Below are 19,268 nucleotides of genomic sequence, written 5' to 3'. Positions count from 1 at the left end.
GCTATGCATGAATCGCGACAGTCGTTATCTGGAATCAATCCTGCACCACGACATCCCGCTCACCCGGGACATGGGCCTCAAGGTGCTCGACTGGCACGACCAGCAACTGCGCCTGCACTTGCCGCTGGACGCCAACGTCAATCACAAGAGCACCATGTTCGGCGGCAGCCTGTATTGCGGCGCCGTGCTGGCCGGTTGGGGCTGGCTGCATTTGCGTCTGCGTGAAGAAGGCATTGAAGACGGGCACATCGTGATTCAGGAAGGGCACATCAGCTATCCGCTGCCAGTGACGACCGATGCCACGGCAATTTGCCAGGCGCCGAGTGCGGCGGTCTGGAAGAAGTTTTTGGCGATGTATGAGCGCTATGGGCGGGCGCGATTGACACTGCATTCACGGATTGTGAATGTCGGGACAGAAGAAGATGCGGTGACGTTTACGGGGCAATACGTGCTGCACCGCTGAACCGGAACCGCCACACAACCTGTGGGAGCGGGCTTGCTCGCGAAGGGGCCATCAGATTCAACATCAATGTTGACTGATACACCGCTTTCGCGAGCAAGCCCGCTCCCACAAGGGTCTTGCTTAACGGGCTGGCATTTGGACAAGCCACTTCGACGCGGTCAGGAACGCGCCAGCGCCAGCAGTTTCTCGCGCCACGCAGCCTTCGCCGGCAACGCCAAAAAGAACTCATTCAGCAGAGATTCCCGCGCCGGATAACTAAACGGCGCACCACTCAAATCCAGCACCTCACCGCCCGCCCCTTCCAGCACACCTTGCGCCGCCGCGGTGTCCCACTGAGACGTCGGCGCCAGGCGCGGATAACAATCCGCCGCCCCTTCCGCCAACATACAAAATTTCAGCGAACTGCCGAAGTTCGCCAATTGCAGCTCACCCAGGCTCTCACTCAACCCCGCCAGCAACCGCTCCTGTTCAGGGCTGGAATGTCGACGACTGGCGACCACGGTAAACGCCTCGCCCGCCGCCGGTACGTCGCGAACCTGAATCGGCAACGGTGTTTCGCCTGCATCACCCCGCCACGCCCCCAACCCGGTGCCACCGACATAGAAACGCCCGTTGGTCGGCATCGACACCACGCCAAACACCACGCGGCCCTGCTCGATCAGCGCGATGTTGACGGTAAATTCTTCACTGCCGGAGATGAACTCTTTGGTCCCGTCCAACGGGTCCACCAGCCACCAACGCTGCCACCCGGCGCGTACGCTTTGGGGGATGTTGGCGTCTTCTTCGGAGAGTATCGGAATGCTCGGATCCAGCGCGGTTAGCCCATCCACGATCACATGGTGAGCTGCCAAATCAGCCGCCGTCACCGGCGAGCTATCGGACTTTGCAGTAACAGCAACGTCGTTTCGCCAAAACGGCAGGATCGCGTCACCCGCCTTCAATGCCAGTTCAACCACTGGCGCCATCAACGGATGGGGAAAATTCAAATTCATGGCAAAAACACCCCACGTTGGGTCAATAAGTCTCGGGCCAGATACAGCGCCGCCAAGGCACGGCCCTCAGTGAATTGCGGGTTCTGGGCCAAGGCCGACAACTCACGCAGGTTGACCTTGTCCACCCGCATCGGCTCGGGCTCGTCACCCTCAAGGCTTTCTTCGTACAGATCGGTGGCCAAGACCACCTGGATCTTCTGGCTCATGTAACCGGGCGACAACGACAACTCGGTCAGATGCTCCAACTGCCGTGCGCCATACCCGGCCTCTTCCTTGAGCTCGCGTTCGGCGGCGGCCAGCACGTCTTCGCCGGGCTCGATCAATCCTTTGGGCAAGGACAGTTCGTATTCATCGGTGCCGCCGCAATACTCTTCGACCAGCACCGCGTGATCGGCATCGAGCATCGCCACAATCATTACCGCGCCATACCCGGCACCCTTGCCGACCAGACGCTCGTAAGTGCGCTCCACGCCATTGGAAAAGCGCAGCTTGAGCTCTTCGACGCAGAATAAACGGCTGGTGGCGACGATCTCGCGGGCGAGTACGGTGGGTTTCTGGCGCATAGACGGCTCCTTGGCGTGAACGCGTTACTATACCCGGCCTATCCTGATTGTTTACCTCGGATATCTTTTTTACCGCTGGAGAAGTTCTTTATGTCCCTGCTGCCCTGGCGCGACATCGACACTGTTCTGCTGGATATGGACGGCACGCTGCTGGACCTGCACTACGACAACCATTTCTGGATGGAACACCTGCCGCAGCGCTATGCCGAGTTGCACGGGGTGAGCCGGGCCATGGCGGAAATGGAATTGCAGCCGCTGTTCGAACGCAACGCCGGCCAGTTGCAGTGGTACTGCCTGGATTTCTGGAGCGCCGAGCTGAAAATTCCGGTGCGCGAGCTGAAGCTGGAAACCGCTCATCTGATTGCCCTGCGCCCGGATGCGGATACGTTTCTGGCGGCGATCAAACAGGCTGGCAAGCGTGTGGTCATGATCACCAACGCGCATCGTGATTCGCTTTCGTTGAAGCTGGAGCGAATTGAACTGGCGCCGTATTTCGAGCGGTTGATCAGCTCGCATGATTACGGTTTCGCCAAGGAGAACCCGCAGTTCTGGGATGCCTTACAAGCGGATATCGATTTTGATCCGGCACGCAGTCTGTTTATCGACGATACGTTGCCGATCCTGCGCAGTGCGCGCAATTTTGGTGTGGCGCACTTGTTGGCCGTGCGTGAGCCCGATAGCCGTAAAGGGCCGAAGGACACGGCGGAGTTTGCGGCGGTTGGGGATTATCGCGAGTTGATTGAAGGCCTTTAAAGCCTCAGGCGGTCATTGTGGCGAGGGGCTTGCCCCCGTTCGGCTGCGCAGCAGCCGCAGAGATTTTGGGGCCGCTTCGCAGCCCAACGGGGGCAAGCCCCTCGCCACAAATCTCAAGCCTTATTCAGGAATCCGCAACGACTGCCCCGGATAGATCTTGTTCACATCCTTGAGCATTGGTTTGTTGGCGTCGAAGATTTTCTGATACTTATTGGCGTCGCCGTACACACGCAGGGAAATTTTACTGAGGCTGTCGCCCGCCACGACCGTGACAAACTTCGCGGCCACCACCACCGGCCCGGTCACGGTGATCTGATCGTCCACATTGCCGACGCCGGCGATATTGCCCACGGCCAGCAGAATCTTTTCCTTCTCTTCCTGACTTGCGACTTCACCGGTGACAGTGACCTTGTCGCCATCCACCGTGGCCTGCACATTCGGGTTACCCAGGCCGACGTCTTTGATGTGCGCTTTCAACTGATCACTGGCATTGGCGTTGCCCGGTGTCAGCAAATCAAGAAGCTTTTCGCCTGCTTCTTTCACAAAGCTCAAAATGCTCATGGTGCACTCTCCTTGGGGTTTAGTTTCCAGACGCAAAAGCCTAGACCAAGGTTGCAAGACTCGGTTCCAACCCGACCAATGACGTCGATCCGCCGCAAGCGCTAAAATCCCCGCCCTAACCGCGCCCTGGAGCGAAGATGGACATCAAGCAGCTCAAATTCCTCATCGCCCTCGACGAAACCCGGCACTTCGGCCAGGCCGCCGCCCGCTGTCACATCACTCAGCCGACCCTGTCCATGCGCCTGCGCAGCCTCGAAGAAGAACTCGAGCTGCCGCTGGTCAATCGCGGCCAGCGCTTTGAAGGCTTCACCGCACCGGGCGAGCGGGTGCTGGCCTGGGCTCGTACAGTGCTGGCGGCTTATGACGGTTTGCAGGCCGAGGCGGCGGCATGTCGCGGCAATCTGGTGGGTACGTTGCGGTTGGGCGTGGTGCCGCTGTCGAGTTTCGATCCGTTGCCTTTAATGCAGCGCCTGCACGCCGAACACCCGAACCTGCGCTTCGAACTCTCGGCGCTGAGTTCCGAACAGATCCTCGAACAACTGGCGAACAATCGGCTGGACCTCGGCGTGTCCTACCTGGAGCGTCTCGACGGTGAACGCTTTGACTCCCTGGCATTCAGCGAAACCCGAATGGGGTTGCTCTACGACCAACGCTTTTACACGTTCGGCGAGGCGCCGCTGAGTTGGGAGTCGCTGATTGAGTTGCCCCTGGGAATGCTTACCAGCGGCATGCACTTTCGCCAATCCATCGACCACAACTTCCACAGCCGCGGGCTGACGCCACAGCCGTTGTTGCAAACCGATGCGGTCCATCAATTGTTACAAGCCGTGCACGGAGGGTTCTGCTGCGCCGTGATGCCGTTGGACGGCGGCCTCGAAAACCTTACCGACCACCTGCGCCTGCAACCTATCGAAAACGCTCAAACCCTCGGCCGGCTGGGGCTGATCATGCGCCGTAGCGCCCCGCGTTCAGCCTTGGCGGAAGCCTGTTTCGCGATTTATCAGAAATCGCTGATAGAGTCTTGATCGACGGCATCTATCGGCGGATCAGTATTAGCGATTAGACGCGACATGTTGACGCGCCTAGTCTTAGGGGGCGTTCTCAATGAGTTTCCACGCTGCGCAAACCAATAAAGAACGCCCCTAAAGCTGTCCAAACCGTCGGTGATGCCCCATGAACGCCAAGCGCCCAGTCTGCGCGGCGCCCGCCCTCGAAACGCCCGCGCCCGCCGCCAGCCAGACCTACAGCTACAGCACGCTCCAATACACGGAATCGGACAGCACCGCGCTGGCCGAGGAAGTCGCCTTGGCGATTGCCTTTAATGGCATCAGCCAGGCTGTGATGCTGGTCACCCCGACCGATCTTGAAGACTTTATCGTCGGCTTCAGCCTCGGCAGCGGCATCATCGAAGACGCAACCGACATTTATGACCTGCAACTCAGCGGCTCAGGCTCGGCGCAGTACGCGCAAGTGACCATCGCCAACCGCGCTTTCTGGAACCTCAAGCAGCAACGTCGGCAACTGGCCGGCACCAGCGGCTGCGGGCTCTGTGGCGTGGAAGCGGTCGAGCAAGCGCTGCCCGACCTCAAAGTATTGCCCGGCGCACCGTTGCCACCCGCCGAATGGCTCGATGGCCTGCGCCAGCGTATCGGCGCGTTCCAGCCGCTGGGCCAGCATTGCGGCGCGGTGCATGCGGCGGTGTTCATGAATGGCCAGGGCGAGTTGCTGCTGGGCCGTGAAGACATCGGCCGGCACAACGCCCTCGACAAGCTGATCGGCGGGTTGATCCGCCAGAACATCCCGACGGCTGGCGGCCTGGCGATTGTCACCAGCCGTTGCAGCCTCGAACTGATCCAGAAAGTGCTGCGCGCAGGGATTCAAACCCTCGTCAGCCTGTCGTCGCCCACGGGCCTTGCCGTGCAATGGGCCCGTCGCCACAACCTCAATCTCATCCACCTGCCGCAGAAAAGTGCACCGCGGGTCTACAGCCCAGCGATGGAGAATCAAGCGTGAGCCAACATCAACAAGCCGACCAGAAACCCGTCCCCCGTTACAAGCCCTATAAAGGCGCGGCCGGTGGCTGGGGCGCGCTGGCCAGTGTTGCCCGGGCCTGGTTGACCAGCGACAACGCGCTGAAAAACCTGCGCATGATGCTCAAAACCAACAAGAACGGCGGGTTCGACTGCCCCGGTTGCGCCTGGGGCGATTCCAAGGAAGCCGGCATGGTGGCGTTCTGCGAGAACGGCGCCAAAGCAGTGAACTGGGAAGCGACCAAACGCCGTGTAGATGCGGCGTTCTTCGCCAAGCACCAGCGTCAGTTCGCTGCTGGATCAGAGCGACTACTGGCTTGAGTATCAGGGCCGCTTGACCGAGCCGATGAGCTACGACGCCGAAACCGATCGCTACAAACCAATCAGCTGGGAAGACGCCTTCGCCCTGATCGGTAAACACCTGCAAGGGCTGTCGAGCCCGGATCAGGCCGAGTTCTACACCTCCGGCCGCACCGCGAACGAGTCCGCGTTCCTCTACCAGCTCTTCGCCCGCTCGATCGGCACGAACAACCTGCCGGACTGCTCGAACATGTGCCACGAAGCCAGCGGTGTGGCGTTGGCGCAAAGTGTCGGCGTCGGCAAAGGCACCGTGACCTTCGACGATTTCGAACATGCGGATGCGATTTTTGTTTGGGGCCAGAACCCCGGCACCAACCACCCACGGATGCTCGAACCCCTGCGTGAAGCGGTGAAACGCGGCGCCCAAGTGGTGTGCGTCAACCCGCTCAAAGAGCGTGGCCTGGAACGCTTCCAGCATCCGCAGCATCCGATTGAAATGCTCACCAACAGTGACAAACCGACCAACACTGCGTACTTCCGACCTGCGTTGGGCGGCGACATGGCGCTAATGCGCGGCATGGCGAAATTCCTGCTGCAATGGGAGCGCGAAGCGCAGCAGACCGGCCAGCCTTCGGTGTTCGATCACGACTTCCTCAATGAACACAGCGCCAACGTGCTGGAATACCTGGGCGCCATCGACGACACGCCGTGGGCGCAGATCGTCGAGCAGTCCGGCCTGACCCTGGTGGAAGTCGAGCAAGCGGCGCGCATGTACGCCAAGGGCAAGAACGTCATCATGTGCTGGGCGATGGGCATCACCCAACACCGCCACTCGGTAGCGACCATCCAGGAAATCGCCAACCTGATGCTGCTGCGCGGCAACATCGGCCGGCCGGGCGCAGGCCTTTGCCCGGTGCGTGGCCACAGCAATGTGCAGGGCGACCGGACCATGGGCATCAACGAGCGTCCGCCGGTGGCGTTCCTCGATTCCCTGGAGCGACGCTTCCAGTTCAAGGTGCCGCGTGAAAACGGCCACAACGTGGTCGAAGCGATTCACGCCATGGCCGATGGCCGCGCGAAAGTATTCATCGGTCTGGGCGGCAACTTCGCCCAAGCCACCCCGGACAGCCCACGCACGTTCCAGGCCTTGAGCAATTGCGACCTGACCGTGCAGATCAGCACCAAGCTCAACCGCAGCCACCTGGCTCACGGTAAAGACGCGCTGATCCTGCCGTGCCTGGGCCGAACCGACATCGACATCCAGACCGAAGGCCCGCAAGCGGTGACCGTGGAAGACTCATTCAGCATGGTCCACGCCTCCAACGGCCAGTTGCAGGCGCTGTCGAACCAGATGCGCTCGGAGCCGGCGATCATTGCCGGCATCGCTGCCGCGAGCCTGGGCAGCAAACCGGTGGACTGGAACTGGCTGGTGGCCGATTACGCACGCATCCGCGACCTGATCGCCGACACCATTCCGGGCTTTCGCGACTTCAACGAGAGGGTGAAGAATCCGGGTGGTTTCTACCTCGGCAACAGTGCCGGTGCCCGCAAGTGGAACACCCCGTCGGGCCGGGCCAATTTCCGTGCGAACGTCCTGCCCAAGGATCTGGTTCATGAGCGCACGCGCGCCACGGGTATTTTGCCGGATCTGATCATGCAGTCGATGCGTTCCCACGATCAGTACAACACCACGATTTATGGTCTTGATGACCGTTATCGCGGGGTGAAGGGTCAGCGGGATGTGTTGTTTGTGAACGAAGCGGACATCATTCGCCTGGGGTTCAAACCGGGGCAGAAGGCTGACATCGTTTCGATCTGGGACGATGGCCGTGAGCGTCGGGTGAAGGGCTTCACGCTGCTGGCGTTTGATATTCCTGCCGGGCAGGCCGCCGCGTATTACCCGGAAGTGAATCCGCTGGTGCCACTGGAAAGTACCGGGGATGGCAGCCATACACCGACGTCGAAGTTTGTGGCGATTCGGTTGGAAATGGCGAGCGAGACTGGGCTGATTATGGCGAAGTCGGCGTAGCACAAAGCACGGACCACTGTGGCGAGGGAGCTTGCTCCCGTTCGGCTGCGTAGCAGTCGCAAAACAGACAAACCCAATCTAACTGAAAGATTGGGTTTGTCTGCTTTTGGGGCCGCTTCGCGACCCAGCGGGAGCAAGCTCCCTCGCCACAGGAACGTGTCCGCTTTTTTGATTTTTAGTGGCCAGTAACTTTCCAATCGCCCACAAAAAAGGCCGTTTCTGCATTGAAACGGCCTATCCGAAGTAACTAAAGACTGGCGAAAAATACTTAAGTTCCGCCCTAAAAACAGTAACTTATAGAATTGTGTACAAGTCGTGTTACTCGTCGGATTTCGATTGTCACAACTATGACACAGCCTCAGGATCGCGCCGTCATCCCCTTGAGGTTCCTCTATGAAGTTCTCCTCGATTCTCTTGTTGTCCCTTAGCCTGGCCAGTGGTTTCGCTTCTGCTGGAGGCACTGCTGAAGCAGGTGTGGGCGGCGCATTGGGCGGGGTTTTGGGCTCGGTCGTCGGTCAGTCACTAGGCGGCAATACAGGTTCCACCATTGGCGCGGCCTTGGGCGGTGCCGGTGGTAGTGCCGTTGGCGCCGACAGACACAGCCGTGGCCAAGCCGCCATCGGCGGTGCGTTGGGCGCAGCCGGCGGTAACGTGGTCGGCCGCAGCATGGGCGGCACCACCGGCAGCCTGATCGGCTCCGCAGCCGGCGGCGGTGCGGGTGGCGCGCTGGGTAACTACATGGGCAACTCGAGCCGCGAAGATGATCGTCGTTCGTATCGTGGCCATGATGATCGTCGCTACTACCGTGATGACGACCGTCGTCACCGTGGTCATGCCTATGGGCATCGCAAGCATCATCGCTATCACGACTGAGGCTGGCGTCCCCCGCTACCGGCCTCTCGAAAAAATCGCAGCCCAAGGGCTGCGATTTTTTTGCCTGTCAAACCACCAATCGTTCCAACGCCCCGCGCAAACCGGCAGGAATTGCCACTGGTTGATTCGACGCCCGATCCACGAACACGTGCACGAAACGCCCGGCCGCACAGGCTTCATCTTCACCTTGCTTAAACACCGCCAGTTCGTACTGAACCGAACTGTTGCCCAACTTACCGACTCGCAGACCGATCTCGATGCGATCCGGGAAGGCGATGGACGCGAAATAATCGCAGGCCGAACTCACCACAAAACCCACGACTTCACCGTCATGAATATCCAGGCCACCGACTTCGATCAGGTAAGTGTTCACTGCCGTGTCGAAGAAGCTGTAGTAGGTGACGTTATTGACGTGACCGTAGGCGTCGTTGTCGTGCCAGCGGGTGGTAATGGGCTGGAAGTGCGGGTAGTCGGTGCGTTGGGGCATCGGGCTGGACATTAGCATCGGTTCCTGGGGTTGGATGGTCAGTCTAAGGTGAAAACCGCGTTATCGTTCTTCGCGAGCAAGCCCGCTCCCACAGTGGATTCTGGTCGTACAAAAAATCTGCATTCACTGAAGATCAAATGTGGGAGCGGGCTTGCTCGCGAAGGCGCCCTGACAGACGCCACATCAATCACCTATCAGCAAACCCCTTACCCACCGCCGCCAACTCCCCAATCAACCGCGCCGGTTTCCACTGATCACCCTGTCGGGTCTCTAACGCCAGCAACCGCTGGTGAATATCCGCCAACCCTTGCTGATCCGCCCAGGCCATCGGGCCGCCCTTGTCCGCAGGAAAGCCATAGCCGTTGAGGTAAACCAGATCGATGTCATGGGCCGATCCCGCAATGCCTTCCTCAAGGATCTTCGCCCCTTCGTTGACCAGTGCCAGCAAGCTGCGCTCCAGGATCTCCTGAGGGCTTATCTCGCGGCGTTGGAAGCCCAACCCCTCGCTGACTTCCAGCACCAGCGCATCGACCGCCACATCGTGCTCAGCCTGCCGACTGCCCGGCTCATAGTGGTAGTAACCGTCGCCGCTCTTCTGGCCAAACCGTCCCAGCTCGCACAGCCGGTTTTCTATCTGAACTTGCGGCGCATCCTGCCCTTTGCCGGCCAGTTGCCGGGCACGCCATCCCAGATCGATGCCGACCACGTCGTACATGCGGAACGGCCCCATGGCGAACCCGAAACCTTGCAGCGCAGCATCCATTTGATAAGGAAACGCCCCCTCAAGCAGCATTTTGCGCGCCTCAAGCACGTAAGTATTGAGCATGCGATTGCCGATGAAACCATGGCAGTTACCGGATACCACGCTGACCTTACCCATGCGTTTGCCCAGCGCCAGCGCGGCGTCGAGCACCGCCGGAGCGGTTTGCGCGCCGCGGACGATCTCAAGCAGTTTCATGATGTGCGCCGGGCTGAAGAAGTGCAGGCCCAAGACGTGTTGCGGGCGGCGAGTGGCAGCGGCAATCGCGTCGATGTCCAGCGCCGAGGTGTTGCTGGCCAGGATCGCCTGGGGTTTGAGCAGGCCATCCAGCTCACGGAAGATTTTTTGCTTCAGCTCGAGGTTTTCGTACACCGCTTCGATCACCAGATCGACATCACAGATCGCCGCGTAATCGGCCGCGCTGGTCACTCGTGCAATGCGGGCGTCTGCTTCGGCCTGATCGATCCGGCCCTGACGCACGTTGTGGGCGTAGGTGTCGGCGACAGCAGCCAGCGCCTGTTCAAGCATCTGCGGATTGTTATCGACCCATTGCACCGGCAACCCGGCGTTGGCCAGGCACATGACAATCCCCCGGCCCATGGTGCCCGCGCCGATCACGGCGGCGCGCTGAATATTGAACGGCGTCTGGCTCATTGTTGTTCTCTTGTTGGCGATCCAAAGACAGCCTTCACCATAGTCAGCTGCCGCGCTTTTTTGAAATTTATTCCTGTGATGAGCAACATTCAGCAGATGGATGCGGTGCCGCAAACACCGCAGATCCCTGTGGGAGCGGGCTTGCTCGCGAAGACGGATTGCCAGTCGACATCATTGCGGACTGTCATACCGCTTTCGCGAGCAAGCCCGCTCCCACATTGGCCATGTTTCAACCGTCAGAGATGCGCTTGCGCCCACTCCCGCACTTCGGCATACGGGTAATCCTCAAGCGCACCAGACCCCGGAATCGTCCGCGCCTTGAGCTTGGTGAACAGCGGCACGCTGATCCCGCACAAAAACCGCGTCACCCGCTCCGCCGACGGGAAATGCCCGGTGTGCTGTTCGTGCCTGTGGATAAAGTCGCCGCATAACGCTTCAAAGTTTTTATCCACAAGCGCCGGCAACTCTGGCGGCGCCGGCAGTCGCGCCACATCCTCGTGACACACCGAACAATGCCCGCACTGCCGCGGCGCATTTTCGTCGCCGAAGTACTCAGCCAGGCGATAACCCAGGCAATGGTCGGTGGCGAACAGATCAAGCATCGCGTGAATCCGGGCGATCTCGGTTTGTTCGTGACGGGTGAAGTAGGCATGCAGCTCTTCGCTCAAGGCCTGGGCATCAAAACCGGTTTGCAGCAGGCTGTAGACCTCGGTCATCTGCTTGCTTTCAAGCTCTACCCAGCCCTTTTCCTGGAAGTAATCCAGTGCCTTGACCACCCGATTGCGCTCGGCCGAATGCTGTTCATACAGCGCATCGAAATTCACCGTGGCCCAGGTTCGTGCGCGGCTGGAGGTCTGGATGATCGCCGCGACGAAGTCCTTGCGCTCGCCCTCGAAACGCGCAAGCAAGGCCTCCGGTTCCTGCAAATACTTGAAACGGTATTCAGCGTAATAGGCATATCGCGGGGCGATGATTGCGCGCAGTTCCAACTGCACCAGCAACGTCTTGAGCGGCAACTGGCGAATGTTGCTTTGATCCGCCAATGGTCCTAGCAAAAACTCCCACTGCCCCTCGGGCGTAGAGGCTTGCAACTCGTCGAGTACGCAGCGGATGCCGTCCAGTTCCGGGGTGTCGCCGTAGACGAAATTTTCCAGCACGTTGAGGCTGTCGCGGTTGGCCAATACCAGGCAATCGGACGGCTGCCCATCACGCCCGGCGCGGCCGATTTCCTGGCTGTAGTTTTCGATGGATTTGGGCAGGTCGAAATGCACAACGTTGCGGATGTCGCTCTTGTCGATGCCCATGCCGAACGCGATGGTCGCGACGATGCAATTGGACTGCCCGCCCATGAAGCGCTTTTGAATGCCTTCACGTTGCTCGTGGGGCAAACCGGCGTGATAGGCCTCGGCCTGGATGCCGTTGCGGCCCAGATGTTCGGCGATGTGTTCGGCGGTTTTCTGCAAGGTGACGTAGACAATGCTCGGCTGGCCGGGGCGTTGACTCATCCACTCGACCAGACGTCGGCGCTTGTCCTGACCACGTACCGGCTCCACCAGCAGATTAAGGTTCGGCCGGTAGAAACCGGTGGTCACCACATCTTCAGGCGCGATGGCGAATTTCGCCTCCATGTCCGCGATCACTTTGGGGGTCGCGGTGGCGGTCAGCAGCAGCGCTTGGGGGATGTTGAACTGACGCTGGTAGTCCGGAAGTTTGAGGTAGTCAGGGCGGAAGTTGTGGCCCCACTCAGAGATGCAGTGTGCCTCGTCCACCACCAGCAGCGAGATCGGCACTTGCTGCAAGAAATTGCGGAAGCGCTCGTTCTTCAGGCGCTCCACGGAAATCATCAAAATCTTCAACTCGCCGGACTTGGCCCGGGCCATCACATCACTGGCGTCGTCGCGGCTCTGGGCCGAATCGATACTGCCGGCCGAGATGCCGTGGCGCTGTAGAAACGCCAGTTGATCCTGCATTAGCGCCAACAGCGGCGAGACCACCAGTGTCAGGTGCGGCAGCAACAACGCCGGCAATTGATAACAAAGAGACTTGCCCGAGCCGGTCGGGAAAATCGCCGCCGCCGAGCGCCCGGCCAACACCGCGCTGACCGCCGCCTCCTGGCCGGGTCGAAACTGTGGATAACCGAAAACCTGTTCCAGGGTGTTGTGCATAAGCTGTCACTCCGTTGACCGCTGCGATGCCAAAAGCCTAGTCGGCGATTGCAGCGAGTCGAGAAAAGGTCGGGGACCAAAACGATACGGGATGATACAGCCTCGCCCCTGGGTCCTTTGCCACAGGTTGAAACAAACGAAACACTTTGCTCCTCGCGGTGCGGCTCAACCTGACGGTAAGGTCTGCCTCGCACAACCACGGTCCGCGCACTTCACATCATGGCAGGACGCCTGATGAGCGCGGCATTTGAAAAAGGAATGACCATGCTTCAAAAACCGTTCTTTGCAATCACCCTGATCCTGACATCCCTGCTGCTGAGCGGCTGCGATGGACTTCCCACAGAACCACCGCTGCTCGCTACCTGCGACACCCTTGAATGTTCCGCCCAACAGGGCTGGCGGACATCCTGACGACTGCGATTCAGGTGGCTATGGCACCACCACGGCCACCCGCAGTTGCTCGTTCAACATCTGCTCCTGAAACACCCGGCTCTTGCTCGCCCACGCCGCATGAGCCGGGCTTATTTCCCCGGTGAACGCCGCCGCCAACTGACGCAAATCAGCGACGCTGCGCACTCGCGGGCAAAAGGGTTGGTCATCACAGTTCTGACTGGCATTGCGGTAGGTACTCAGCAACCGATCCCACAACCCGTCGCGCACTTGTCGCACAGACTTGAGCTTCACCGCCTGCACGCCCAGACGTTGTTTCAGGCCGGTTTCGTCCAGCGCTTCGCTGGCCAGCAGAGCCTTGCCAACCATCAGCACTTCGGCGCGGGACGCGGTATCGAATTCGGCCTGACTGGTGAGTGCATCCGGCCAACCGGTGCGGTCCATGTTGGTCAGCACCATCGAGCCACCCGCATCAGTGGCCCCCGCCAAACGACAAACACCGGCCCACAACAACAAAATCGAGGCCATACGTAGCCATTGCATACCTAATTCCCTTTAAGCGTTGGTCGGACGTTTGGAAACGCCCTACAGATTCTGGCGCGCACCATACCGAGGTTTGCCGCGCAACGCCTGACAAACCCGTAGGAAATTTAACCTCTAGGGGTTTGGACCTAAAAAACCTCAGGAAACCCGTAGGCCAAATCTGAAACGCCCGGTAAATCCCCTACAAAACCTGTCCATTGCGGCGCTATTGCTGCGCAGTTGCATGCCCTTCTATAGTTTGCGGCGCGGCTAAAACAGTGTCTCGGCCTGCCGTGATTTCGCACAGGACAACCCTCGATGACCACCCGCTATCACCCGCTCAAAACCAACTACAGCGACACCCCAGTATTAGTCATCGACACCGAAGCCGACCCGCACGCCATCCTCGACGCCGCCCGCCTACGCATCCGCGCCGCCAGCGATCTGCTTGAAACGCTTTACTGCCAAAACTTCAAAGAGGCTGACCCGAGCGACATCCCCAACATCATTAACGCCCTGTACCTGCTCACCCAGGACGGACACGAACTCCTGGAAATCGCCCGGCAGCGCTTGCCGAAAACCACCGCAATCTGATGCCTGAACGAAGATCCCTGTGGGAGCCAGGCTTGCCCGCGATAAACGATGACACGGTGCACCTGATGAAAACCAACATCCCCGACATTCAACAACCACTCGATACAGCAACCTACGACGCGTGGTTCAGAGCACAAGTACAAGCCAGCCTGGACGACCCACGACCCAGCATTCCAGATGAAGAAGCCAGGCGCATATTTGCAATCAAACGGGAGAAATTGCGACAGGGGAAAAAGCTGTAGGTAACGCCCTATCCAAGCTTCATCCCGTTCCTACAAGCGAGGACTCCTTATCGCCTATCGCCGCCCCGTGGCTCAAACCTATAGTCGTGACTGTCGCTGCCAAATCAGCGACTCGGGCTTGGTCACCTGAAAAATGAGAGAGAACTTACGCATGCCCTTGTATGCTTGCCGACATCTTTTGTGCGGCACGTTTTATGGCGGCTGTGTTTGGGACGCCTCGGCGTGCCGGGGTTTTCCTCTCCCTTGGTTGACCAACCCGAACACAGTTCGCCACCCATCGCTTGGTCACGATGGTTGCGATCCTTCGGATATACAAAAGAGAGAAACCAATGAAGACATCGAATCCGCTCACTGATCGCTACCGCCCGCTGCAATCCAATCTCACCGATTCCCCGCCCCTGATCATCGACACAGCGGCCAACCCCCAAGACATCCTCGAAGGCGCCCTCCAACGCATCCGAGCCTCCAGCGACCTCCTCAAAACCCTGCACTGCATCTGCTTCAAAAACGGCGACGTCGAAGACATCCCTCACATCACCCACGCGCTCTTCCTGCTAACCCAGGACGGCTGCGACCTGCTGCAAGTCGCACAGCAACGGATGATGGGCTGGAAAGCACCGGCCTGACACCGAGTGACGATCGTTCCCGCGCTCTGCGTGGGAATGCCTCCACGGACGCTCCGCGTTCGACTTTGGATGGAACGCCGAGCGCCCCGGGCTACATTCCTACGCAGAGCATGGGAACGATCAAACCTGAGGATAACCATGAGCAAGTTTTTTGATGAGCTAATGGCAAGCGTGCAGGAAATGAACGAGATCATAAGAGGTGAGCACCAACCCTCCCGCGCATCCCAGATTACCAGCGCTGATCGACGTCCACCCCAACGCAAAATCAGGCTTAATCCGCCTCATCGACACGCCCTTAACGGAAGACGCACCATGAACCTCGCCCCCAACTTCCCCGACGACCACGCCATGCACCTGCTCATGCAGTTGCTCCACGAAGAACTCGGCCTGCCCGAACGCAAATCCATCAGCCTCACCACCTCGATCAATTTCGACCTGAACTGCGACGGTGCCGATGCGCGACACCTGATGGAGGCGATGGAAGAACAATTCGGGATCGACTTCGTGGACTACGACGCCTATCGCTATTTCCAGCCCGAAGGATTTGATGTGCATCTCAAACGAAGGGCAAAGGGTCGCGGCGACAAAGTCCCGCTGACCATCGACATGCTTTACCAAGCGGTCAAGACGCAGCGCTGGGATACGCAAACTCTGGAATGTCTCTAGGGAATACCTAAATGGCATTATTCTGGCTGTTTATCACGAATTCAGTTGGAATAATGGCAGTTATAAAAATGGATTCCGGCCCCACCGATTGCGGATGTACCAGAAAACAGAGCCTTGCAACGCCCTGCAAATCACCACATAAGTGCTATTATTCTGGCAGTTAAAGCCTAAAAGTGAAGGAATAATGGCACATGGCTAAGAAAACAGCGCCTCTCATGCCATCCGCATCCAGACTGCTCGCGGAGTTTGGCGAACGCCTGAAACTCGCTCGACTGCGTCGCAGGCTGACCGCAAAGCAAGTCGCCGAAAGGGCAGGCATGTCGCTGACAACGCTTCGCTCTCTGGAGTCCGGCGGCTCAGGCGTGACGATGGGCGCCTATATGTCCGTGATGCAGGTTCTGGGCTTGGAGAAAGACTTGAGCAAGCTCGCTGCAACCGATGAGTTGGGACGCCAGCTGCAAGACGCGCGATTAACTCCACAGGCGAACGCAGCAGCCAGTAAACGCCAACGAGTGCGCAACATGACCTCCACGAAGGCGTCGTCACCGATTCGCGACAGGGCGGAGGAAGCATCGGAAAGCCCCATTTCCGATTCGGATATTGAGGTTGATTTCCCGTTGAACACTCACTCGTTTGCCAAATTGTTCACCACGAAAAAAACCAAATCTGAGACGGATTGAAAATGACACTGATCGCGGTGTATGCCGATTGGGAAACCCTGAACGGACCAAGGCGTCTTGGGTTTCTCCATGCCCGAAAGGCTCGCTCCACCAACGTGTTCGAGTTTGAATACGACCCTAGCGCTTTGGCCGATTCCGAATTGAACTTCACGACGCTGGATCCCCGCATCGGGCTCTTCGAAGGACGGCAATTCCCTGGACAGCACCAGACGCGCTTCGGCGTTTTTGCCGACTCAAGCCCGGATCGCTGGGGCCAATTGCTAATGAAACGCCGCCTGGAACGGGACATCCGCGAAGGACTTATCCCTAGGGGCACAAAGCTCTACGAGTCGGATTACCTGCTAGGCGTTCATGACCTCTATCGAGTCGGCGCTATTCGCTACAAGTTGAACGATGAAGGAAGTTTTCTGGACGATCGAGATAACTTGGCAGCGCCCCCTTTACTGAGCTACGCGCGTTGGAGCAGGCAAGCCGTGCACTGGAAAACGATCCAGACAACACCTCGCTCGATGGGCGCGAGTGGTTGAGAATGTTGATTGCACCCGGTGGCTCACTGGGCGGCGCCAGACCCAAGGCCAGCGTTGCTGACAAGAATGGTCAACTGTGGATCGCCAAATTCCCGAGCACTCGCGACGACTACGACATCGGCGGATGGGAATTCGTGGTGAACGCCCTGGCGGAGCAATGTGGTCTGCGGGTGGCAAGGGGGATGGCGCAACGCTATGCGAGCGACCATCACTGCTTCATGGTCAAACGCTTCGACCGCACGGCAACGGGAAGGCGACTGCATTTCGCCTCAGCCATGACCATGACCGACCGCGTGGACGGTGACGATGCATCGGTAGGCGCCAGTTACCTTGAATTGGCGGAAGTGCTCGTGGAGCACGGCTCAGAACCCAACGAAGATCTCCGCGAATTGTGGTCACGGATTGTGTTCAACATCCTGGTTTCCAACACCGACGACCACATGCGTAACCATGGTTTTCTTCTTGATCCTGGCCGTGGATGGCGCTTGTCTGATGCCTACGACATGAATCCTGTGGCACACGCCGATGGGCTGAAACTCAACATCACGGATGCCGACAACGCCTTGGATCTAGAGCTCGCTCGCGAAGTGGCCGAAATCTTTCGCGTTAGCCGTGATGATGCGGAGGAAATTATTGAGCGTTTCCAAGAAGTGGTGAGCCAGTGGCCAAAAGTGGCCAGCGCGGCGGGGTTGTCGAAGCGTGAACAAGACAATATGGCTCCGGCGTTTCGCCTGTCTGCCAAATGACCCTCTACTGCTCTTCTTTCGCCCACAAAAAAGCCGCCCTAAAAGGGCGGCTTTTTCATTTCGCTAAATCCAAGCCTTACAGCTTAGGACCAGCAGCCTTAATCGCATCACTCACTTCAAACTTCTTGAAGTTCTCAACAAACAACCCAGCCAACGCTTTAGCAGCTTCGTCGTAGGCAGCCTTGTCAGCCCAGGTATTACGCGGGTTCAACAAACCAGTCTCAACACCAGGAACAGCCAACGGCACGTCCAGATTGATGGTGTCCAGGTGCTCAGTCTCAGCACCGATCAACGCGCCGCTCTGGATCGCTGCAATCACGCCACGAGTGGTCGGGATGTTGAAGCGCTTGCCGACGCCGTAGCCGCCGCCAGTCCAACCGGTGTTAACCAGGTAGACCTTGGAGCCGAAGCCGCGGATGCGCTTGATCAGCAGTTCTGCGTATTCGCCAGCCGGACGCGGGAAGAACGGTGCGCCGAAGCAGGTGGAGAAGGTTGATTTGATGCCGCTGCCGGACCCCATTTCGGTCGAGCCCACCAGTGCGGTGTAGCCGGACAGGAAGTGGTAGGCCGCTTGTTCTTCGCTGAGGATGGACACTGGCGGCAGGACGCCGGTCAGGTCGCAGGTCAGGAAGATCACAGCGTTTGGCTCGCCACCGAGGTTTTTCTCGGAACGCTTGGCAACGTGCTCCAACGGGTAGGCGGCGCGGCTGTTCTGGGTCAGGCTGACATCGGCGTAGTCGGCGTGCTTGGCGTCGTCGATGACGACGTTTTCCAGCACAGTCGCCATGCTTGATGGCTTTCCAGATGACCGGCTCGTTTTTCTCGGACAGGTCGATGCACTTGGCGTAGCAGCCGCCTTCGATGTTGAAGACAACGCCTTCGCCCCAGCCGTGTTCGTCGTCACCGATCAGGTAACGGCTTTCGTCGGCGGACAGGGTGGTTTTACCGGTGCCCGACAGACCGAAGAACAGGGTCACGTCGCCTGCTTCGCCGATGTTGGCAGCGCAGTGCATCGGCAGCACGTCAGCGGCCGGCAGCAGGAAGTTCTGCACGGAGAACATGGCTTTCTTCATTTCACCGGCGTAACGCATGCCGGCGATCAGCACTTTTTTCTGTGCGAAGTTGAGGATCACGCAACCGTCGGAGTTGGTGCCGTCACGCTCAGGCACGCACTCGAAGTTGGCCACGTTGAGCACTTGCCACTCGTCACGACCGGCCGGGTTGTACTGCGCCGGGTTGATGAACAGGCAACGACCGAACAGATTCTGCCAGGCAGTCTGGGTGGTCATCTTCACGGCCAGGTAGTGGTCTTCGGACGCACCTACATGCACGTGGGAAACGAAATGCTCTTGCGCGTTGTTGAACGCCTCGACGCGAGCCCACAGCGCATCGAACTTGTCGGCCGGGAACTTGCGGTTGATCGGGCCCCAGGCAATGGCTGCCTGAGTGGAAGGCTCTTCTACGATGAACCGATCGACTGGCGAACGGCCGGTGCGGTGACCGGTGCGAACAACCAGCGCGCCGGTATCGGCAAGCTCGCCTTCACCGCGATTCAAGGCTTCTTTTACCAGATCATCAACACTCAGATCGGTGTACACGGCGTTATTGGCTTGCGTCATGAGATTCCCCGTCGGCCAGTGGCCGA

18 protein-coding genes and 3 pseudogenes are annotated in these 19,268 nt (G+C 59.0%); 13 read left to right on the top strand and 8 right to left on the bottom strand.

From position 1 onward, the window contains the following. Positions 1-7: 7 nt before the first annotated feature. Positions 8-463: a thioesterase domain-containing protein gene (locus RHM58_RS09850; protein WP_201256638.1), complete on the top strand. Its 456-nt coding sequence runs from the start codon at positions 8-10 to the stop codon at positions 461-463. A gap of 158 nt (positions 464-621) precedes the next feature. On the opposite strand, the gene cysQ is transcribed toward RHM58_RS09850, so the two are convergent. Then, positions 622-1,455, bottom strand: coding sequence for a 3'(2'),5'-bisphosphate nucleotidase CysQ (cysQ, locus tag RHM58_RS09845; RefSeq protein WP_201256639.1), 834 nt, complete (start codon positions 1,453-1,455; stop codon positions 622-624). Next, positions 1,452-2,018 (bottom strand): ADP compounds hydrolase NudE, encoded by a 567-nt coding sequence (gene nudE / locus RHM58_RS09840; protein ID WP_054047735.1) that lies wholly within the window; start codon positions 2,016-2,018, stop codon positions 1,452-1,454. The genes cysQ and nudE overlap by 4 nt, the downstream gene beginning before the upstream one ends. A 90-nt stretch (positions 2,019-2,108) precedes the next feature. Between nudE and yrfG the strand changes: the two genes are divergently transcribed. Further along, positions 2,109-2,771 carry a GMP/IMP nucleotidase gene (yrfG, locus tag RHM58_RS09835; protein ID WP_201256640.1) on the top strand — a complete coding sequence of 221 codons (663 nt, stop codon included), beginning with the start codon at positions 2,109-2,111 and terminating at the stop codon, positions 2,769-2,771. A 120-nt stretch (positions 2,772-2,891) separates the two neighbouring features. Here yrfG and lysM read toward each other — a convergent pair whose 3' ends face one another. Then, positions 2,892-3,332, bottom strand: coding sequence for a peptidoglycan-binding protein LysM (gene lysM, locus RHM58_RS09830; RefSeq protein WP_322270215.1), 441 nt, complete (start codon positions 3,330-3,332; stop codon positions 2,892-2,894). A 137-nt stretch (positions 3,333-3,469) separates the two neighbouring features. Between lysM and RHM58_RS09825 the strand changes: the two genes are divergently transcribed. The 4 genes and pseudogenes from RHM58_RS09825 (at position 3,470) to RHM58_RS09810 (ending at position 8,564) form a co-directional block, all read left to right on the top strand. Then, positions 3,470-4,357 carry a LysR family transcriptional regulator gene (locus tag RHM58_RS09825; RefSeq protein WP_322270214.1) on the top strand — a complete coding sequence of 296 codons (888 nt, stop codon included), beginning with the start codon at positions 3,470-3,472 and terminating at the stop codon, positions 4,355-4,357. A gap of 148 nt (positions 4,358-4,505) precedes the next feature. Continuing rightward, on the top strand, positions 4,506-5,345 hold the full coding sequence (gene fdhD / locus RHM58_RS09820) for a formate dehydrogenase accessory sulfurtransferase FdhD (protein ID WP_322270213.1): 840 nt from the start codon (positions 4,506-4,508) through the stop codon (positions 5,343-5,345). Continuing rightward, a pseudogene (locus RHM58_RS09815) lies at positions 5,342-7,691 on the top strand (FdhF/YdeP family oxidoreductase). The gene fdhD and the pseudogene RHM58_RS09815 overlap by 4 nt, the downstream one beginning before the upstream one ends. 393 nt (positions 7,692-8,084) lie before the next feature. Then, positions 8,085-8,564: a glycine zipper domain-containing protein gene (locus RHM58_RS09810; protein WP_201256641.1), complete on the top strand. Its 480-nt coding sequence runs from the start codon at positions 8,085-8,087 to the stop codon at positions 8,562-8,564. A 67-nt stretch (positions 8,565-8,631) separates the two neighbouring features. Here the strand turns inward: RHM58_RS09810 and RHM58_RS09805 are convergent, their stop codons facing one another. The 3 genes from RHM58_RS09805 to RHM58_RS09795 form a co-directional block, all read right to left on the bottom strand. Further along, the gene (locus tag RHM58_RS09805; protein WP_416195302.1) at positions 8,632-9,063 is read right to left on the bottom strand and encodes an acyl-CoA thioesterase; all 432 of its coding nucleotides are present in this window, start codon (positions 9,061-9,063) and stop codon (positions 8,632-8,634) included. A gap of 175 nt (positions 9,064-9,238) precedes the next feature. Continuing rightward, the gene (locus RHM58_RS09800) at positions 9,239-10,465 is read right to left on the bottom strand and encodes a 3-hydroxyacyl-CoA dehydrogenase (protein ID WP_322270212.1); all 1,227 of its coding nucleotides are present in this window, start codon (positions 10,463-10,465) and stop codon (positions 9,239-9,241) included. 236 nt (positions 10,466-10,701) lie between these two features. Beyond that, entirely contained in the window at positions 10,702-12,630 is a 1,929-nt protein-coding gene (locus RHM58_RS09795; protein ID WP_322270211.1) for a RecQ family ATP-dependent DNA helicase, read from the bottom strand. Positions 12,631-12,864: 234 nt separating this feature from the next. Here RHM58_RS09795 and RHM58_RS09790 point away from each other — a divergent pair, with 234 nt between their 5' ends. Further along, positions 12,865-13,041: a hypothetical protein gene (locus RHM58_RS09790; RefSeq protein WP_201256642.1), complete on the top strand. Its 177-nt coding sequence runs from the start codon at positions 12,865-12,867 to the stop codon at positions 13,039-13,041. An 18-nt stretch (positions 13,042-13,059) separates the two neighbouring features. Here RHM58_RS09790 and RHM58_RS09785 read toward each other — a convergent pair whose 3' ends face one another. Further along, a complete protein-coding gene (locus RHM58_RS09785) occupies positions 13,060-13,563 on the bottom strand; it encodes a polysaccharide deacetylase (RefSeq protein ID WP_201256643.1) in 504 nt (167 codons plus the stop codon). Positions 13,564-13,860: 297 nt separating this feature from the next. Here RHM58_RS09785 and RHM58_RS09780 point away from each other — a divergent pair, with 297 nt between their 5' ends. The 6 genes and pseudogenes from RHM58_RS09780 to RHM58_RS09755 all read left to right on the top strand — a co-directional run bounded on the left by RHM58_RS09780 (position 13,861) and on the right by RHM58_RS09755 (position 17,623). Continuing rightward, positions 13,861-14,136: a hypothetical protein gene (locus RHM58_RS09780; RefSeq protein ID WP_201256644.1), complete on the top strand. Its 276-nt coding sequence runs from the start codon at positions 13,861-13,863 to the stop codon at positions 14,134-14,136. Between the two features lie 65 nt (positions 14,137-14,201). Then, positions 14,202-14,378 carry a hypothetical protein gene (locus tag RHM58_RS09775; RefSeq protein ID WP_322270210.1) on the top strand — a complete coding sequence of 59 codons (177 nt, stop codon included), beginning with the start codon at positions 14,202-14,204 and terminating at the stop codon, positions 14,376-14,378. Between the two features lie 329 nt (positions 14,379-14,707). Next, complete coding sequence (locus RHM58_RS09770; RefSeq protein ID WP_201256646.1) at positions 14,708-15,004, top strand: hypothetical protein; 297 nt, start codon at positions 14,708-14,710, stop codon at positions 15,002-15,004. A gap of 312 nt (positions 15,005-15,316) precedes the next feature. Continuing rightward, a complete protein-coding gene (locus RHM58_RS09765; protein WP_201256653.1) occupies positions 15,317-15,670 on the top strand; it encodes a DUF1493 family protein in 354 nt (117 codons plus the stop codon). 191 nt (positions 15,671-15,861) lie between these two features. Then, a complete protein-coding gene (locus RHM58_RS09760; RefSeq protein ID WP_201256647.1) occupies positions 15,862-16,350 on the top strand; it encodes a helix-turn-helix domain-containing protein in 489 nt (162 codons plus the stop codon). 2 nt (positions 16,351-16,352) lie between these two features. Continuing rightward, positions 16,353-17,623: pseudogene (locus tag RHM58_RS09755) on the top strand (type II toxin-antitoxin system HipA family toxin). Positions 17,624-17,699: 76 nt separating this feature from the next. On the opposite strand, the pseudogene RHM58_RS09750 reads toward RHM58_RS09755, so the two are convergent. Continuing rightward, a pseudogene (locus RHM58_RS09750) lies at positions 17,700-19,242 on the bottom strand (phosphoenolpyruvate carboxykinase). Positions 19,243-19,268 lie beyond the last annotated feature (26 nt).

The sequence above is a fragment of the Pseudomonas sp. 10S4 genome, from assembly GCF_034344865.1.
Lineage (GTDB): Bacteria > Pseudomonadota > Gammaproteobacteria > Pseudomonadales > Pseudomonadaceae > Aquipseudomonas.
Note: the sequence above shows the minus strand (reverse complement) of the source record. Positions and strands in the feature narration are given on the sequence as shown.

What these genes read in the sequence shown, in the direction of transcription:
- RHM58_RS09780 (WP_201256644.1), top strand. Translation starts at nt 13,861, where the DNA reads ATGACCACCCGCTATCACCCGCTCAAAACCAACTACAGCGACACCCCA.
- RHM58_RS09760 (WP_201256647.1), top strand. Translation starts at nt 15,862, where the DNA reads ATGGCTAAGAAAACAGCGCCTCTCATGCCATCCGCATCCAGACTGCTC.
- fdhD (WP_322270213.1), top strand. Translation starts at nt 4,506, where the DNA reads ATGAACGCCAAGCGCCCAGTCTGCGCGGCGCCCGCCCTCGAAACGCCC.
- RHM58_RS09790 (WP_201256642.1), top strand. Translation starts at nt 12,865, where the DNA reads ATGAGCGCGGCATTTGAAAAAGGAATGACCATGCTTCAAAAACCGTTC.
- RHM58_RS09825 (WP_322270214.1), top strand. Translation starts at nt 3,470, where the DNA reads ATGGACATCAAGCAGCTCAAATTCCTCATCGCCCTCGACGAAACCCGG.
- lysM (WP_322270215.1), bottom strand. Translation starts at nt 3,332, where the DNA reads ATGAGCATTTTGAGCTTTGTGAAAGAAGCAGGCGAAAAGCTTCTTGAT.
- cysQ (WP_201256639.1), bottom strand. Translation starts at nt 1,455, where the DNA reads ATGAATTTGAATTTTCCCCATCCGTTGATGGCGCCAGTGGTTGAACTG.
- RHM58_RS09770 (WP_201256646.1), top strand. Translation starts at nt 14,708, where the DNA reads ATGAAGACATCGAATCCGCTCACTGATCGCTACCGCCCGCTGCAATCC.
- RHM58_RS09810 (WP_201256641.1), top strand. Translation starts at nt 8,085, where the DNA reads ATGAAGTTCTCCTCGATTCTCTTGTTGTCCCTTAGCCTGGCCAGTGGT.
- nudE (WP_054047735.1), bottom strand. Translation starts at nt 2,018, where the DNA reads ATGCGCCAGAAACCCACCGTACTCGCCCGCGAGATCGTCGCCACCAGC.
- RHM58_RS09785 (WP_201256643.1), bottom strand. Translation starts at nt 13,563, where the DNA reads ATGCAATGGCTACGTATGGCCTCGATTTTGTTGTTGTGGGCCGGTGTT.
- RHM58_RS09805 (WP_416195302.1), bottom strand. Translation starts at nt 9,063, where the DNA reads ATGTCCAGCCCGATGCCCCAACGCACCGACTACCCGCACTTCCAGCCC.
- RHM58_RS09795 (WP_322270211.1), bottom strand. Translation starts at nt 12,630, where the DNA reads ATGCACAACACCCTGGAACAGGTTTTCGGTTATCCACAGTTTCGACCC.
- RHM58_RS09850 (WP_201256638.1), top strand. Translation starts at nt 8, where the DNA reads ATGAATCGCGACAGTCGTTATCTGGAATCAATCCTGCACCACGACATC.
- RHM58_RS09800 (WP_322270212.1), bottom strand. Translation starts at nt 10,465, where the DNA reads ATGAGCCAGACGCCGTTCAATATTCAGCGCGCCGCCGTGATCGGCGCG.
- yrfG (WP_201256640.1), top strand. Translation starts at nt 2,109, where the DNA reads ATGTCCCTGCTGCCCTGGCGCGACATCGACACTGTTCTGCTGGATATG.
- RHM58_RS09765 (WP_201256653.1), top strand. Translation starts at nt 15,317, where the DNA reads ATGAACCTCGCCCCCAACTTCCCCGACGACCACGCCATGCACCTGCTC.
- RHM58_RS09775 (WP_322270210.1), top strand. Translation starts at nt 14,202, where the DNA reads ATGAAAACCAACATCCCCGACATTCAACAACCACTCGATACAGCAACC.